The sequence below is a fragment of the Paenibacillus larvae subsp. larvae genome (assembly GCF_002003265.1).
GTDB classification, from domain to species: domain Bacteria; phylum Bacillota; class Bacilli; order Paenibacillales; family NBRC-103111; genus Paenibacillus_H; species Paenibacillus_H larvae.
On record NZ_CP019687.1, the window covers coordinates 264,558 to 278,579 of the forward strand.

Consider the following 14,022-nt stretch of genomic DNA (forward strand, 5'->3'; position numbering starts at 1 on the left):
GGCACTGTACGCCGTGTGTCAGACCCCATACTTTTTTTTAGTTTTTAAGACGACACTCCTTGGTCTTTTTCCGGCTGTTTTGCTCCCTGGGGCGAGTTTTCATATGTAAGATTCCTAATGGGGGAAATCAGAAATGTTCCTGCTGTAATAACGATTAAGAAAGCACCGAAAATGCGGATAATCAACTGTATATCAATGTGGAGGTGCAGCAGATAAGAAATCATGGCGAATGAAAGCGGAGTTAATCCGGATGCTACAGATATAAACAGGCTCATGACTTTTCCAACCATATTAGCCTCGGTATTGGTTTGAATGTAGGTAAATAACGGGATGTTCATCAGTTGGATGAAGAAACTGACCAGCAGAAGCGCGAACATGGATAGGATAAGTTGTTGAACGAACCCGAGAGCGGAGTAAGCGAGAACCATCACTAGGAGTGAATATAAGATGGCTAAACCAGGCCTGTTAAATGGTTTTCGTATTGAAACCGTAATGGAACCTAAAATAAATCCCAATCCCAAAGATACCTCCAACATGCCCAATACGAAGGCATTGCCTTCTAATATATCTTTTGCCAATATAGGAATTACGACTCCTATAGGCCCTGCAACAAAAAAATTCATGACAAAACCAAGCACCATTAAAATGGGCAGCACCTGGTGTTTACGGATATGAGTTACGGATGCTTTGAAGTCGTCCCATTGTGATGTTGAATGCTCAGAAAATTGTTGATCGGGGACTTGAATAAAAGATACAAGGAGAGAGGATGCAAGAATCGTAAGGAGACTGAATGAGAATACACCTACAAAGCCGATGGTGACAATGAGTGTACTGCTGATCAGCGGTCCGATGATGAGACTGTATTGATTAGCCAGTCGCAGTAGAGCATTGCCTCTTTGCAAGCTGCTTTTTTCTACGATAGACGTGATGATGGATTCGTAGGCCGGAGAGGCAAAGGCACTTAAAATGCCAAATAGAAAGGAAGCTACAATAAGAAAAACAGGACTAATCACATCTGCGATATAGCAAAGCAGGATGGCTGCAATAATAAATGCTTCTCCCCACTGCGTTACAAGAATAATCAGTTTCCGGTTCAGCCGGTCCGCAATGATGCCTCCATAAATGGTGAATAATAGTCTGGCAAAGGAAGAGGAAAACAGCATTAATCCCAAATAGCTCCGGGAATCATATAAGGTCAACATGAGCCACTCAACGGCTATAATATAGATGTAATACCCTGGACTTGATAAGATATCCGCAACAAGAAGGAACCGATAGTTGCGATTACGGAAAAGTGTGGTTTCAGTTGCGGATTTCGGCTCTGGATTCATCAGCTTTAGCACCCCGATTCAAAATATATTGGACTAATTCTTGGGGTTGTGGAAGAGAGGCATCAGATTTTATATAGGAACCCTGAGCTGTTTTGTAACCAAAACTTTCTACGTTCACAAATATATGACCATCTTCCTTTAAAGTAATTATATTCTGTTGAATCCTTGGATTATTCCACATAATTTCGTTCATATTAGGGGCTATATAGATAGGCTTTGCATAATTTAATACACAACAACTGAGCAGATCATCTCCAACCCCATGAGCCATCTTAGACAAGAAGTTAGCGGATGCCGGGAGAATGAGAAAAAGATCGACATTCTGTACAATATTGACGTGGGGTGATTTCATACTCGAAGTAAATAATTCGTCATAGACATAATCAAAAACATTAGTCAATGCCATTTTGGAAATAAATTGTTTTGCATTGTCCGTTATTACAGTTTCTATTTGACATTGAAATTCGTTTTTGAGTACAAAAAAATAGTTATACACATTAATGGCACCAATTGCTCCCGTTATACCTATTAATATTTTATTGTATGTTTTGGTCATCATAATCATAATCTCCATCGACAAGTTTGACATAATTTTTTAAACTTTTCTTGATGGGAGGACATGGAGTTTTATTAGATTCAATCCGTTCAAGGGGGCAGGCATTTCCCTGGCAAGATGGCCTGAAGAAGCATTTGGTACACATTGGGTCTTCATTGACTCCACCGGTAATCCACAAGCTCCATCTCTCCTGATCCAATATCATTTGGCCATTCTCCAATAAATCTCCAACATGATTATAAGGATTGTTAAAAGCAACTGTACATTTATAAATCATGCCATCCGATCCAATAACGTAAGAGGACGGATTAGAGGCATAGCATTGCGAACCGCCCGGCCTCAGGTATTGCTTATAGAAATTAAACTCGAAACCCTCTTTTTTAGCTTTATTGTATAGGGGAAACAGATCTTTGGTATCACATAAATGAATATCAGCTTTTTGTTCTCCTTTTAAATTCTGGATCGGAATAAAATGAAGAATAAAACGCGGATCTTCGACGAAAATGTTACTTACCAATGAAATGTAATCATTCATGACGGCTGACACTTCATTGTTGATATTTGACCTGAGGACAACTGTGAAGTTACTGGAAAACTGTTTCATAGCAATCAGATTAGATAAAATTTTATCGAATGTTTTTTCTCCAAATCTTCCAGCCCGATAAGTATTGTGCGTCTCCGCAGTTCCGTCCAAAGTAATTTGGTAGGAGACTACATTCAAATCCAATAATTGCTCAAACGTATCTTTGTCGAGCAAATAGCCATTTGTCGTAATTCCAGCGTAGTAGTGAACATTGTATCTCTCACAAATTCCCATTATTTTGTAAGAAAGATTTTTAATGATATCAAATGATTTTAAAGGTTCTCCTCCAAACCAATTAATAAACAGCTGCCTATATCTTGAAATATTCTTTTCCAAGAATTGAATAATTCCTAGTTGTACATCAGTTTTCATCTCAGATTTTGTAAAATCTTCATAACAGTATGTGCACCTGAAATTACAATCTTCGTTTGTCAATAATATCAATTGTAATGTACGTTCACTGGATAGCATGTTGTATTTTTGAGAAGTTCCCAATTGGAATTCATTAATCTCTAGGTTAACGAGATAACCTTTTTTGAATAAAAAATCAATAAGTCTCAACTCTTTTTCTTTGTTATCCGATAAATCTATCTCTTTTCTTCTCAATATAGCTTTAACTAACGGTACTTCTTTTCCGGTAAAAGCAACGATATCCCCGCGATAGGAATTATAAACCTTTAATAAATTGTTATCCTCTACGTGAAAATTGAAACGTGATGGTTTCAACTTATTTTTGTTCTTTAACGAAATCTTACCTCTTACGACCATATAATTAATCCTCCAGAATGAAAGTTTGCTCATCACTTGGCCGACTATTTAAGTGCATACAAGAAGGAACGACTTTCCTTCTTGTATGCATTTTGAAAAATGATAAATTTTAACAGAACACATTAACTACTCTTACTGGATCTTTTTTTGCCATACTAACACCTCCTCTATACCGATTAATCCCAATAAAAAGCATAATATGCAAGTGGTTTATTTGTCAAGTATTCCCTTTTAAGTTAATAATTTCATATAATAAGTAAACCTAGATTATTTAGTGATTGACCGTTATGGGTATTGGCTTGAATCAGCTAAATAGAAGTGTTCATTTGCTAATAAAAAACTAATCAGCAGGGGTGGATATAGATAGGATAAGCAGTTGAACGAATCCGAGAGTAGTAAGCTAAAACTATAATAAGGAATATATACAAGATAGCTAAACCCGGTCTTAATGGTTTTCATACATATGTACCCGGTTATTCAATTTGATAAATTTCAATCATATATACAAACGTATATATAAAATGATTGAATTTAAACAAACAAAAATTTAGAATATCTATAAATAAACTTTAGAAAAAAGGAATCTATTTTTCTGTATGGATCAAAAGGAAAATGATGAGTTGGGAGGCTTTACATATGAATACTGAAGAAAAGTTACCCTTCCGTTATGTTGTAACACCGCAGGGTCAGATGAACTATTTGCTTGGCCTTTTTTCCGCAGATCAACAAATTAATGCTGCACTTTATTCTCAAGGAAGGATAGTCTTTGAACTTTTGGAGCAGGCTCTTCAACTAACATTGAAGATTGAACCCATTCTTGGCTGCAGTTTTGTCAAAGAGGAAATTCCTTATTGGAAAAGACAACCTGAAGGACTCGAGGGTGATAACCTTTCAGTGTGTTCCATTACCGAATGTGATGATTCCGAACTTGAAAATAGGATTCTCTTATTCAAAAAGAACGCGACTGTATGAGTAGCCCTAGGGTTCAGGCGAAATTGTTTCGGAAAAACAGATGTGATATGCATCAAAATGTCACACCCATGTTCAGATGGAACAGGGGTCAAGGAATATGTCCAATTACTGGCTTCTGTATACACTGAGCTTGTTGAGAGTAAGATGGCAGGTCAGATAGAAGCGGAAATTTCCGGGAGGGATCGTGGTTTTCGCGATCAGGGTCCTTCCCTTCCGTAGGAGTTTCAGATATAAGCTCCGCCATTCGTTAAATCATACTTCAACACCTTTGTGGGGCTTTCCATCCAACCCGAATGCCAACGATAAGCCGAATATAGCGTTGCGCCGTCTGAACCAGGATGATAGAAAAGCTTATTCGATGGACGAAAGACCGTCGGGCAACAATAAATGGTGTGCTTGTTATAGCTTTTTTTCGGTCACTTTTGTACAGTACAATCTGTATGGAGCCGAGTTTGTCACTAAGAATGGTCGGGATTACGGTCGATTTACGGCGTTATCTCCCTAAAAAAACGACAAGTTCTATTTGCAATCTATCCGGCATGGAAATGCCGATTGTTGAATTGTACGATGTGGAGTCGTTTGAAGTAACCTTTAACCGGGTGAAAAGAGAGATGGATTCACTCAAGAATAATCTTCAAGGTATCTCCTCAGCAGCAAGGATGGAGTTAATGGCGAAGACGGGGCTCTCTGCTTTACGTGAGAAGTTAAACAGCAGCATGAAAAAGCGGTTCAAATGAAGATGGCCTTACCACTGTTGACCAACTTTGGGAAGATGTCCAAACGTCCCATCTGTTTTGGAGGAAACGAAGCGGAAGATGCCTACATGACCTCACCCATTATGTTTTCTCCTTTTTTTGTATCGGGGCCAGTTTCTATAATGGTGTCCTGACACTAACAGCCGGCTTTCATACACGGCTCTATCAGATAAAGCGGTCCAACATTTTTTGGATAATATGGCCGAAGAATTAGCCGTGAGCAAAGAGGGGAAAAACAGGATTTAGAGGGGCACTAGTCCCGAAAAAAAGTTTGGCCTTGGAAACCTGTTCGCACTTACTGCGGTCGTAGACTCCCGGCCAAACTTTTTTTGTTTTCTTTTTGTGATGATTGAATTTCACTGCTCCAGTAGCGTAACTGGCTTAAAGGTCGTCCATGGTTTCGCTTTGAAACTTATTTAAACGAGTATTAAACTTTACATTGAAAAAAAGGAACTCGGTTTTCCACCGGGGTCAATCACCCGCTTTTTCTTCTTCACTTTTCCCATATCCGCTATCAACTAAATACTTCCTCAGTTTACTCAGGGCTTTGAGTCTGGTTTTGGATACGGATTGTTGAGAGACTTTGTTTAGACGGGCAATTTCTGTATCTGAGTAGTCCCATACATAGGACGCAAGCAGAACCGATTTCTCTTTTCCTGTTAGCTGCTGAATGGCTTCGTGCAAGACCTCATTGGTTACCATATCCTCAAGCTGTAAACTGTCGGGGTTCAGATCCGGCTGCACTTGAAGAGACGGATGAACAAAATGGAGATGTGAAGGATCATTACTAGGGAAAAAAACAAGTCTTCTTTGATTTCTTCTGATTTTCTTGTCAAAATCAATGGCTGCATTGCGGATTAAGGATGAGATATAAGTGGTGAACCTGAGTTCAAAGAAAAACGAGCGGAACGATTCATCCAATTGCCTGGAGTTCTCTGGCGTCGGATTTGATAAATTTTCCAGCAGCAACTGGTAATGTTCATCCCGTTTAAGAAACTGGTGAATGACAGGGTTTTTCGACATAGTATTTAACAATTCCTTTATGCTTTCCTCTGACGGCTGGACTGTTTTCGTCATGGCATCCATACTTTATCACCCCTTTACCACTTCATACGTATCAAAGGTGTGGAAAGTAATGGGGAATTCAATAAAATTTGATTATAATCATTGTTTCCCGGCCATTTTTAGTTACACTGTTGTCCAGAATGAAACTGGCAATTGCAAATGCTTGCGCCGATTCTTTCGTAGCAGGCTGTTTCAATCGCTTTTAAATGGGATGCATACTTTTCACAGATCTCCTGGTAAAACAGGATATCCTCTGGATCAGCCCCCTCAATTCGCTTACTTAATTTCAAAAGCTCTATTTTCAAGGTCCGATATCTGGTTCTCGAGGCAAGCAGTTCTTCCATGCGTTTTCCCCTACAATTTTGGTTTTATAAAAAAAGTGGAAGAAATATCGAGGGACACAACCTTTTCAAAATTTTTTCAAAAATGGGTTGTGATTTATTCTCCTGTTTCTCTTTATAGGTTAAATCCGGTTTCAGTTATGAGACGGATTTAGAAACAAAAATAAATTGAGAAGGAGCGAGAATGATGTTTCAGTTGTTGAAGGGTGCAGACATAACAGGAGAGCGGTTGGAGGATCTTTTGCGGCAGCTTCATGCCAAGGAGGAATTTCAACTGCTGGTTGGGGAACTGAAGGAGAAGGTTTCCTTAAACGCGGATGATCTGGTTGTAAGGAAAGCGTATCACGGGGATATGGAACTCGAAACACAAATTGTCACGCTATATTATGTACTTTTGGCAGATAAGGAAGAAAAAGTACTAATCCGTTATGCGACTACAGATGAAGAAATTCTGAAAGAGGAACTACATGCACAAGCAGTCATTCGGGTAGATGGAAAACATCAGCTTCATAAATTTGAGGTAACGGATTTCACCGTCTCCAGTATGATCGTGGACCAAAACTATACCGAAACGGAAGTTGCTATTCCGCAGCAGGATTTGCATCATGACCCGTCTTATACGCCCGGAGAAATGAAAGATGCTGTTCAGACACAAGTATGGTGGTTAGGGGACGGCTGCTTGCCCGGGGGTATCAGCACTGTGGCGGAAACTGCGGATACGGACGCAAGCATGGCGGGGGTACTCCGATTAATCTGACAGACCAATGCTGTGTATTGCATGATTCTTGCTATGATGATGCGGCTGAGGGAAAAATCCGGAAGTGTAAGTGTGATGCTATGCTGATTGACTGCGTAAATGAGAATGATGACGGTTCCTGGGCAGCCATCGGGATCAGGCTCTATTTTGCTTTGAAAGCATGCTGAAGCCATGTTCATTCGAATCACCTTAAATTATAATAATTTTAATTTCTTAATATTAAAAAAGGGTGGTTGATGAAATGAGGCAGAATAAATTTTTATTATTTTTCACTTTTATATTTTTTATACAAACAATCTTCATTGGAAATATGGCCTTTTTTCAAGAAGATGCCTCTATTAAAAAGATTATATTATTTGTTGGTTGTCTAATGGCGTACACGGGAGTTGAGTCCGTATAATTGTGTAAAAAGCTAGGTTCCAAAAAATGAAAGGAGCCATATTCATAGCCCTCAGTTAGAATAATGTTGGGACACAAAATTCTAAATATACGAGGTGTTATGAAATGGCTCAATACCAGATTAACGTAGATTCGCAGCTTTTGCATCAACTATTTTTGGGAAATTCTCAGGATGCGGGTGTAGCCAAGCTGCTCGAGTCTGTACTGAACCAAGTCTTACAAGCACAGGTGAGTGAACAAGTGGAAGCAGATCGTTATGAACGAACAGAGAATCGAAAAGCGTACCGGAATGGATCGTATCCACATGGGCTGCATACGCGGGTGGGAACCATTACACTAAGTGTTCCGCGCATCCGTGGTGGGAAGTTCACGACAGAGCTCTTTAGTCGTTACCAGAGAAGTGAACAAGCGTTAATCTTAGCGATGATGGAAATGGTCGTAAACGGCGTCTCTACGCGTAAAGTCTCGCAAGTAACCGAAGAACTCTGCGGAACCGAGTTTTCTAAATCCACTGTTTCAGACCTTTGTAAGCGGCTGGATCCCATCGTAACTGCTTGGAATAATCGAAGCCTGGCAGACAGCCTCTTTCCGTTTGTTCTCGTAGATGCGATGTATCTCAAGGTCCGTGAAGACGGTCGTGTACGCTCACGAGGCATCATGATTGCCATTGGTGTAAACACCGAGGGCTATCGTGAAGTCCTTGGCCTGATGCTGGGTGACACAGAATCTGAAGCAAGCTGGAGTGAGTTTTTCAGCTCTCTAAAAGGACGTGGATTACGAGGTGTGGATCTCATTACCTCCGACGATCATGGCGGCCTTGTACGCGCGGTACGGCAGCAGCTGCAAGGGGTAACATGGCAGCGATGCCAGACTCACTTCACGCGAAATGTATTAGAAGCCTCACCCAAAGCCTTGAAGGATGAGATCCATGGCCGTCTACGGTCGATTCTAGATGCTCCTGATACTGGAACGGCAAGGTTTTTATTAAAACAGACCTTAGCGGCTTATGAAGATAAGGCGGGTAAGGCGATGGGCGTGCTGGAAAGCGGATTTGACGATGCTACCGCCGTCTTAATGCTGCCAGAGCGTTACCGAAAACGGCTGCGCACGACAAATAGCGTTGAGCGTCTCAACGAAGAGGTTAGACGCCGGGAACGTGTCATTCGCATCTTCCCAAACCGTGAATCCGTGATTCGTCTTATTGGTGCTCTATTGATGGAACAGGATGAAAAATGGGCAGCCGGCAAGAAATATCTCGACATGACCGAGTACATGGAATGGCGGAAGGATCGGCCAAAGTCCGATGCCAAAGTGACTCGCATTATGTAGCACAGTCTAGCTGAGGGAATTTACACACAAATTTGGACTTGATCCGTTATTAGTATCTATATGTATGTTAGTGTATAAAAAAATAAAAAGTGATCAAAGTGCGGCTTAGTAGTTTTAAGGAAAAAAATGGATTTCATCCATCATGGCTTTCGGATTTTTCGTTGAAAGGCTGGATAGCAAGGAAGGGAAAGGCCCGTAGTATAGAGAAGAAAATCAGCAGGAAAAAAGAAACCGATTTAAAGGAGGCAGGCATGGCATACTTGTTGGCAGGTGACCGGAAGGTCAGGATTGAAGGTATTTTGTTCGATAAGGACGGGACACTTTTGGATTTTATGAGCTTGTGGGGCGAATGGGCCCAATCCGTGTGCGATTCACTGGCCGGATATGTATCTTCAGAGAGTTCGATTTCGCTGGATGATTTGCTGGGAACGGTGAGTGATGACAAGGGAAATATTGTCTCCCATAACCCCAAAGGGCCGCTTATGATGGCCTCCCCGGAAGAAATGGGGGCGATTATCGCCTGGCGGTTATATTATGAAGGTCATTCCTGGAATGATTCTCTGATGCTGGCCCGCCGTTTTTTCCAAGCGGCTGATGCGCATGTGGAAGAACAGAGGGGAGCGAAGCCGATACATGGGTTGCCCGAATTTCTGGGGCAATGCCGTGCACAGGGGCTTAAGCTTGCTGTCGTTACTTCGGATCATACTGCATCGGCTGTCAAACATTTGGAATGGATGAATATTCGCGATTATTTTGAGCATATAATCGGAGACGATCAAGTAAAACACGGCAAGCCCCATCCTGAAATGGTCGGGGAGGCCTGTGCCCGCCTGGGTCTTGTTCCGTCACAGACGGTTATGATTGGAGACGCCAACGGGGACATGCAAATGGGGAAACGGGGAGGCGTGGCACTTACTGTCGGAATCGCCTCCGGCCCGGAAGCACGGGATGCACTTCGTGATGCCGATATTATTGCAGGCCATTATCATGAACTTTCTCTATCAGCCGAATTATAAATCGTGAATGAGAGGCGAATACACAATGCAAGCCTGGGCCAGCCCGTAGGTAACCCATATCCATAGATGGGGATTGTTCATTCGCCGTCCGCCGATATCCGACCACCCGATGAAGAAGTCGGACAGAACGAACAGGAGACCGCCCGCAAGAGGAAGCCACCAATGGCCCGCTGTTGCTTGCCATAAACCGGCTGCGGCTACGGCTGTCGAACCTACGAGCAGCCCGTAGGCGAAAGCACCGTTCACAACGGCCCGGGGGTGGGTGGGAACGCGCAGGATCGTGCGCCAAATCCATGTCTGGGTAACAACAAGCAGGACGGCGCCGGCGATCAAATCGGTGTTCATAATAGCGATGCCTTTTGTGCCTGCAATTCCGGCAAACGAGGCCAGATAACAGACGTGGGCAATGCCGAACGACAGCATGCCCCTCCGATGAGATTATGGCGCCATGGCAAAAATCCGGCCATCGATAAATCCCCTATGAACGAGAAGGTCATACCGGCGGCAAGCAGAGCGCTGAAGCCCATACAATTCAGTTTGGGGAAGCGCTTACTACCCGGACTGTCTTGTACGGCTTTATAGATGGCAAGGCCTATTATGGGTTTTTATCCCAAATATATGCGTGAAACCGGTCTGTTTCATGATATTTCATGTACAGATTGTCAACTGCACGGTCCATTTCCTATTTCTTCCAGGAAGTGATCGCTTTCCGGAGGAGACGCCGCCTGACATGGAGAAATCAATAAAAGAATGTCTTCGGCCCAAATTTGAAATAAGCCGTATCAGCGATACATCTGAGCAGTGGGTATTCAGCGGGCCCAGCATCACCCTTCCATTTCGTCCGGAGTTAATGGAGTTATCACTATCGATATAGTGGACAAATCTACTTATGCTGATGATGGAAATTGTCCGGGATTTGCTTGGATTACCCGAAGCGTTGTACTATTTCAATCCAAATGGCGAATATGATATCGAGAGAGCAGGACATTTGAACTTTACGGATTTCCCTCTGTATTCGCCATTGCTTGCCCGGATTAGTCCTGATGTAAAGCAGAATAACCGGATCGTGAACGAGGCATCCCTATGCTTTTTGGATAGACACTTGAAAGGAAATTTGAATTCCAGCTGCGAGACCATATCCAACAAATATCCGGGAATCCATTTGCAGAAAGGTAATTGACAAGTAGCGTTCAATGAGGCAGGTTTCTAAACATTGAAGCAGGCACCTTTCTTAGGTCCTGCTTCAAACTTATATTGGCGTACTTAAAACAGATGAATTTTAAAAATAATTACTTTTGTTTAATGTGTTGTTATTTTTATCTTAAAATGCTAACATTTTATTGATCCAATCATCCTATGTTCGGAGGTTTCACATTTCCATGGAAATAAAAAAAGCGGTCCGGACTTCTTTATCGAAACAGATAGCAGCCCAATTTGAAACTTTGATTGAAACAGGCACATGGCAGGTTGGTACGAAAATTCCTCCCGAGCCGGAGTTAGTGGAATTACTGGGAGTAAGCCGCAATACAATCCGTGAAGCGGTACAGGCATTGATTCATAATGGCATGCTTGAAGCAAGACAAGGGGACGGCACATATGTGACAGCCTCCAACAGCTTCGAGGCAGCGATGTTTCGCAGGCTGAGAGGTTCGGACGTGGGTGAGATTCTGGAAGTCCGTTATTTGCTGGAAAGGGAAATAGCCCGGTTGGCTGCTTTAAGAAGGACAGAAGAGGATGTTAAGAAGATTGGAAATTGGCTGGAACAAAGAAATAAGCAGGCCAGAGCGAGACAAAATTTCGTTCAGGCCGACCTGAAATTTCATATGGCCATTGCCGAAGCTGCTCATAATACTATTCTGATCGAACTGTATAAATACATGTACGATCATTTGCGTATGACCATTAGCAGTGTAGTGGATAATGCCGAAGTGGCGGAGGAACATATTCAGACCCACCGCCGCCTCTTTGAGGCAATCCGCGATAAGAACAAAACTGAAGCAGAGATAGCTGCCTCGCAGATAATTGAAGTCATTCAGCAAGAATGGGGGCTCAATAGTAAGAGGGGGTAACCTGATTGGAAGGCCGTTCATTTACCAGAAAGTCCATGTTTTTAGTTGGGATTATGTTCATTGCGTTTAATTTGCGCCCGGCCATTACGTCAGTGGGTCCCCTTGTCGGTTCCATCCGAAACAATCTCGGGATATCCAACGGCGCTGCGGGATTAATAACGACCCTGCCGCTGATCTCTTTCGCGATATTTTCCCTACTTGCCCCGAAACTTGGAAGCAGGTTTGGGAATGAGTGGACGGTGTTTGCGGGATTGCTGATTCTAATGGCCGGTATCCTGATCCGCTCAGCCGGTTGGACGGCTGCGTTATTTGGTGGAACGTCGATGGTCGGTGTTGGCATTGCTATCGGTAATGTACTTCTGCCGAGTCTGGTCAAGCAAAAGTACCCCAAAAAAATGGGAATTATGACCAGCATGTATTCGACAGCCATGAACGTCTTTGCCGCACTGGCTTCAGGCATTAGTATCCCGCTGGCGACCGGACTTCATTTGGGATGGGACAACTCGCTATTATTCTGGACCATCCCGGCTTTACTTGCCGCTGTTATCTGGTTACCGCAGCTCAGGAGCAGAGAGAAACAGCCTCACGCCAAAGAATTGCCGCAGGCTGAAATCCGGCTCTGGTTTTCCGGAATAGCCTGGCAGGTTACTGTCTTCATGGGACTGCAATCCTTCCTGTTTTACTCCTTCATTGCCTGGATGCCGGAGATTCTCCACAGTTACGGCATGAGCGGCTCCACGGCAGGATGGATGTTGTCGGTTACACAGTTTGCCGGACTGCCGGCCACTTTCCTTGCCCCGGTGCTGGCTGAACGCTTTCGCGATCAAAGAGGAATTGTAGCCGGAATCGGCATTCTTTACTTCATCGGCATAGCCGGTCTTCTGGCCGAAGGCAGCCTCGTTATTTTGTCTATTTGCATTGTATTTATCGGTATAGGCCAGGGAGCCAGTATCAGTCTGTCCCTTACTCTGCTTGGACTTAGGTCCGCAAATGCCAGACAGGCGGCCGCTCTGTCCGGAATGGCCCAGTCGGTCGGCTATTTGCTTGCAGCAGCAGGCCCAATCCTGATCGGATTTATATTTGATCACACGCATTCCTGGCTTTGGCCTATCCTGGTCCTGACCGGAGTGCTTATCGTTATGGTAACGGCCGGACTCGGTGCGGGACGAAACCGTTACGTGCTTGGGGCCAAAAAGAAAGACAGCGTTACTTACAGCAGCCTGTAAACTTAAGCCCTACTTATCAGCAGAAAAGATTTTACTTCTGCTGTTCGTGGATACTATCCGGTGCGATGGAGAAAATGCTGCCTGGTTACTGGAAGGTCCGTCGAGCCAGAGATATTACGAGATTGCGGAAGGATGGACTTTCCTTAAAGGAAGAGGGAGGATGGAATACGGCATCGGGCTGATGAAAAGCCCGGTGCCGTTTATTCTGGACACCCTCAATTTTTATTCAGCAAGCATGGCACCAAGGGGGCTTTTTTCCTCAATCAAATTGTGCAAGGTATAGACCGGGATAGGGAACATGGGCAAACCAACATAATAAGGGGTAATCTCGTATGCCTGAAAATAAATGACGAGTGCTTTGTCAGAGATATAAAACTCCTGGTCAGGCCAAATGCCGGCGAAAGGTTCGAGCAGCGGCAATTCCCTTTCCTTGATCTGTATCCTGATCAATTCGGATATTTTAGTTACATATTCGCTTCCCGGTTTAAACAGTTCATGAAGTAAATAAAACCGGCCTGTTGCCGTATTAGCAGTCAGGGAGCGAATAATCGTGAGTCCGTGAGCATGTCCTTGGATGTAGGCGTAATTTCTGAGACATAGGCTTAGTACCGCCCTTTGATTTGTTTTGATCTCATAGCTTCCCGTCATTTCCAGGTTGGAAGCCTGTTTAGGATAGCCCTGTTCATTCATCAATGTTTTTGTCTGCATTTCAATAGTTTGATTTATTTTATTTTGTACATTGGAATCGGTTAAACCGGAAACGGCAGGAGCATAGACCCGGACTCCCTCTGCCTGAAAACGTATGGTCTGAACAGGTAAAGGAAAAGAAACTTTCATGTCATCATCCTCCTCGCA

At 43.2% G+C, this 14,022-nt stretch carries 16 protein-coding genes; 10 read left to right on the plus strand and 6 right to left on the minus strand.

All coding sequences use genetic code 11. The features are described 5' to 3' along the window. Positions 1–44: 44 nt before the first annotated feature. Genes BXP28_RS01425 through BXP28_RS01435 form a run of 3 tightly spaced genes read right to left on the minus strand, consistent with a single transcriptional unit; the run spans position 45 to position 3,238 of the window. On the minus strand, positions 45–1,331 hold the full coding sequence (locus BXP28_RS01425) for an MFS transporter (RefSeq protein ID WP_036658196.1): 1,287 nt from the start codon (positions 1,329–1,331) through the stop codon (positions 45–47). Beyond that, positions 1,303–1,890 carry a flavoprotein gene (locus BXP28_RS01430; protein ID WP_051428095.1) on the minus strand — a complete coding sequence of 196 codons (588 nt, stop codon included), beginning with the start codon at positions 1,888–1,890 and terminating at the stop codon, positions 1,303–1,305. The genes BXP28_RS01425 and BXP28_RS01430 overlap by 29 nt, the downstream gene beginning before the upstream one ends. Further along, positions 1,868–3,238: a radical SAM/SPASM domain-containing protein gene (locus tag BXP28_RS01435; protein WP_036658199.1), complete on the minus strand. Its 1,371-nt coding sequence runs from the start codon at positions 3,236–3,238 to the stop codon at positions 1,868–1,870. The genes BXP28_RS01430 and BXP28_RS01435 overlap by 23 nt, the downstream gene beginning before the upstream one ends. 636 nt (positions 3,239–3,874) lie before the next feature. On the opposite strand from BXP28_RS01435, the gene BXP28_RS01440 reads away from it, so the two are divergent. Continuing rightward, on the plus strand, positions 3,875–4,210 hold the full coding sequence (locus BXP28_RS01440; RefSeq protein ID WP_051428096.1) for a hypothetical protein: 336 nt from the start codon (positions 3,875–3,877) through the stop codon (positions 4,208–4,210). 452 nt (positions 4,211–4,662) lie between these two features. Next, positions 4,663–4,947, plus strand: coding sequence for a hypothetical protein (locus BXP28_RS01445; RefSeq protein ID WP_144029546.1), 285 nt, complete (start codon positions 4,663–4,665; stop codon positions 4,945–4,947). 489 nt (positions 4,948–5,436) lie between these two features. Here the strand turns inward: BXP28_RS01445 and BXP28_RS01455 are convergent, their stop codons facing one another. Next, positions 5,437–6,051, minus strand: a complete 615-nt coding sequence (locus BXP28_RS01455) for a sigma-70 family RNA polymerase sigma factor (protein WP_023484162.1) — start codon at positions 6,049–6,051, stop codon at positions 5,437–5,439. A 504-nt stretch (positions 6,052–6,555) separates the two neighbouring features. Here BXP28_RS01455 and BXP28_RS01465 point away from each other — a divergent pair. From BXP28_RS01465 to BXP28_RS01475, 4 genes are all read left to right on the plus strand, one after another. Then, complete coding sequence (locus tag BXP28_RS01465; RefSeq protein WP_077584853.1) at positions 6,556–7,128, plus strand: hypothetical protein; 573 nt, start codon at positions 6,556–6,558, stop codon at positions 7,126–7,128. Then, positions 7,029–7,295 (plus strand): hypothetical protein, encoded by a 267-nt coding sequence (locus BXP28_RS24860; RefSeq protein WP_367869689.1) that lies wholly within the window; start codon positions 7,029–7,031, stop codon positions 7,293–7,295. The genes BXP28_RS01465 and BXP28_RS24860 overlap by 100 nt, the downstream gene beginning before the upstream one ends. Positions 7,296–7,632: 337 nt before the next feature. Further along, positions 7,633–8,856: an IS256 family transposase gene (locus BXP28_RS01470; protein WP_023483236.1), complete on the plus strand. Its 1,224-nt coding sequence runs from the start codon at positions 7,633–7,635 to the stop codon at positions 8,854–8,856. A gap of 251 nt (positions 8,857–9,107) precedes the next feature. Beyond that, positions 9,108–9,872, plus strand: a complete 765-nt coding sequence (locus BXP28_RS01475; RefSeq protein WP_036658524.1) for an HAD family hydrolase — start codon at positions 9,108–9,110, stop codon at positions 9,870–9,872. Here the strand turns inward: BXP28_RS01475 and BXP28_RS01480 are convergent. After that, on the minus strand, positions 9,867–10,295 hold the full coding sequence (locus BXP28_RS01480; RefSeq protein WP_023484415.1) for a lysoplasmalogenase family protein: 429 nt from the start codon (positions 10,293–10,295) through the stop codon (positions 9,867–9,869). The genes BXP28_RS01475 and BXP28_RS01480 overlap by 6 nt on opposite strands. A 307-nt stretch (positions 10,296–10,602) precedes the next feature. Between BXP28_RS01480 and BXP28_RS22375 the strand changes: the two genes are divergently transcribed. The 4 genes from BXP28_RS22375 to BXP28_RS01495 all read left to right on the plus strand — a co-directional run bounded on the left by BXP28_RS22375 (position 10,603) and on the right by BXP28_RS01495 (position 13,167). Then, positions 10,603–10,746: a hypothetical protein gene (locus BXP28_RS22375; RefSeq protein WP_155116244.1), complete on the plus strand. Its 144-nt coding sequence runs from the start codon at positions 10,603–10,605 to the stop codon at positions 10,744–10,746. Positions 10,747–10,761: 15 nt separating this feature from the next. Continuing rightward, a complete protein-coding gene (locus tag BXP28_RS01485) occupies positions 10,762–11,052 on the plus strand; it encodes a hypothetical protein (RefSeq protein ID WP_024095072.1) in 291 nt (96 codons plus the stop codon). Between the two features lie 199 nt (positions 11,053–11,251). Further along, entirely contained in the window at positions 11,252–11,941 is a 690-nt protein-coding gene (locus BXP28_RS01490) for a FadR/GntR family transcriptional regulator (protein WP_023484416.1), read from the plus strand. A gap of 35 nt (positions 11,942–11,976) precedes the next feature. Then, positions 11,977–13,167 (plus strand): CynX/NimT family MFS transporter, encoded by a 1,191-nt coding sequence (locus BXP28_RS01495; protein WP_036658526.1) that lies wholly within the window; start codon positions 11,977–11,979, stop codon positions 13,165–13,167. Between the two features lie 222 nt (positions 13,168–13,389). Here BXP28_RS01495 and BXP28_RS01500 read toward each other — a convergent pair whose 3' ends face one another. Then, the gene (locus tag BXP28_RS01500) at positions 13,390–14,004 is read right to left on the minus strand and encodes a DUF3298 and DUF4163 domain-containing protein (RefSeq protein ID WP_023484418.1); all 615 of its coding nucleotides are present in this window, start codon (positions 14,002–14,004) and stop codon (positions 13,390–13,392) included. Between the last annotated feature and the right edge of the window lie 18 nt (positions 14,005–14,022).